The organism is Candidatus Korarchaeota archaeon NZ13-K (assembly GCA_003344655.1).
Classification (GTDB): Archaea; Korarchaeota; Korarchaeia; order Korarchaeales; family Korarchaeaceae; genus Korarchaeum.
Genome location: MAIU01000121.1, coordinates 1 through 2,505, shown reverse-complemented (window position 1 = coordinate 2,505; position 2,505 = coordinate 1). Strand labels below are relative to the sequence as shown.

Below are 2,505 nucleotides of genomic sequence, written 5' to 3'. Positions count from 1 at the left end.
AGGACTAAGCCTGTGAGGGTTAGGAAGGAGCTTGAGGAGCTAGTCGAATACCTGGCCCAGAGGTATGGGCTTAGGAATGAGTGGGTCAGGAACACAGCTCTAGCGGTAGGCCTCATAGTGCTGTCAGAGGGTTTGAGGAGCTCTGAGAGCAGAGGATTTGTGAAGGAGGTAGACCTCTACGTCAGGCTGGCGAAGCTCGTAGTCTTGGAGAGGGAGAAACTGCTGGAGGCAGCTAGAGAGCTCTCAGCAGCTCAGAAGATACTGGAGGTTTTAGCAACTGCGTAGAGGAGGTGAGAACCCTTCATCGGTTAGACCTCTGGGTAACCCAAACGGCTATCGGGGGGCCGATACGGGGATCGTTATGAGTAGAGGCTCCGAGACTTATAAGAGTTTCGGAGTTTCGTACAAAGTATACGAAAGTTATACAGCGGTAGCAGCGGGGCTCAGGGGAGTCCGCTGGTTCAGGCCTCCGTACAGCTGGGTTTCTACGCTTCTGAGTGATGCAGTCGGAGATTTGTCGAGTATTAGGGAGGCGTTCAGATCGGCTGTAGCACTCTACAACTCTTCTAGGACCAGGAAGAGGCAGCTGAAGCTAGTAGTGGAGCCTGAACGCTTCGACCCTGAGAGGAAAAGGTTCACGTATCTGGGCCTGCCTATTCCTAACCCCTCGGGCAGGCTGGGGGGCTCACCCAATCACGACGAATACCTTGAGGTGGTGCTGAGAGTATCATTCGAGTATCCTCTTCAGTTGAAGCACTTCGAGGAGCGTCTCGAAGACACCGAGGCCAGGATTGTGGAGTGCAGGGTTAGGGATCCCCACACTGTGTATAGGACGTTCATATTCTTCGCTGCTCCAGGCTTCAGGAGAGGTGTCGAGGATCTCGTTGAGGACTACAACACCAGGAACAGGAAGGAGAATAAGAGGATCATCCTGGTGGACCTCAGAAAGAAGACCTTGAGGCAGGCAGTACTTGAGACTCTTGTTATAGGTGTTGATAGGGGGGAGGATGGGAGGCCTCTGAAGCCTTACCTGGGGTCCAGGGTCTGGGAATACCTGAAGGGGGGAGGTTATGAGAGATCCGACAACATGGTCTTCGGCCCAGGAAAGGACTTCGTGGACCTAGTGATGCTCCTAATAGCGTTCCTGAAGCGTTTAGACGGGGATAGGGCTACTGTCGAGGAGGCTCTCGACAGGTTGAAGATTGCTGCAAACGTGGAGGAGTATGATGTCGAGGGCTACAGGGGTATTCTGAGAACCTTGGTGGGAGACCTAGACAGGCTTGGTACAGGTATGGGGAGAGCAGCCAAACCCGTAGTCGGAGTAGCCAAACCAGAAGCTAAACCTGAGACTGTAAGAAGGGGGGAGACACCTCAAACAGATGAAGATTTGCTCCTACTAGGGCCAGACGACCCGAGCAGATGGGAGCCTGTAGAGGACTCGGAGGAGGTTGTAGAGGAGTAGAATTCTTCTCTATTCCTGCTACATTAATATCAGTTTCGGCTGGGTTCTTCAGCTAACTAAGGGTAGCAGTAGACAGTTCTGGAGGGGTTATTCAACTCATACGGCTAACCTCGCCACGATCATCAGCCAAGGCGTCTATTCATACGGCTAACCTTGCTCTGTCTAAACCTTAGAAGAGTTGAGCGTGGAGTCAATTAATACGTATAACCTCGGAATATTCGTGGAGTGCACGATCCGTGGAATCCTCAATTCCCTGCATATTGGGAGTGCAGAGCCGAAAGTTTCTGATACCCTCATGCTATTCATACGTATAACCTCGGGATGAATATGTCTATTCATACGTATAACCTCGGGATATTCGTGAGCCGCAAGACTCCATTCATACGTATAACCTCGGGATATCCATGCCTCATGGCTGTATATATAAGAAGTCCTTAGATATCTAAGAACTAGTCCTTAGATATATAGGTCCTTAGATACTGGTAAGCTATGCGTGTTAGGTGTAGGGGGAAGGGTCCTTAGAGGGTCTTCAGGGTCCTTACCATTCTTACCCTCTCTGTCTGGGGGGTGCGGGGGGATCCATAGCGGTGCTGCAGACTCTTCTGCACCATAAATCTATGGTGCCGAGGTGCAGGGCGCCTTTCTCTGGCTGGAGTCCTGATGAGTTTTGCTGAGGGCTACGGGGGTGTATGCATGCCTGCTCTGCTCACCATAATTTTATGGTGCTCTGAGTGCAGATCTCTCGAAGTCTCCTCACCCCGCAAAGCACCTCCCCGCCGCAGGGCCTGAGCCTGAATGATGCTCCAAACAACTCTCAGCAACTCTCAATCACTCTCCCCATCGAAGCCCTCAAACAGCCAACACCACAGATCTGTGGTGCATACGCAACAGACACACTCCGAGCCGTGGATAACACTCCGAGAGCCGATCAACCCTGAGCACTCCTACCCCCCACAACACCACAAATCTGTGGTGAACAGACACCACACTCCACACACACCCGCAGCACCACCCCCACTAACACCCTCACCACCACGCACACC

2 protein-coding genes are annotated in these 2,505 nt (G+C 52.3%); both read left to right on the top strand.

Annotation, left to right across the window (positions count from 1 at the left end):
* The first annotated feature begins 12 nt into the window (after positions 1–12).
* A complete protein-coding gene (locus tag BA066_07645; GenBank protein RDD52821.1) occupies positions 13–285 on the top strand; it encodes a hypothetical protein in 273 nt (90 codons plus the stop codon).
* Between the two features lie 229 nt (positions 286–514).
* Positions 515–1,462, top strand: coding sequence for a hypothetical protein (locus BA066_07640; protein RDD52820.1), 948 nt, complete (start codon positions 515–517; stop codon positions 1,460–1,462).
* The last annotated feature ends 1,043 nt before the right edge of the window (positions 1,463–2,505 follow it).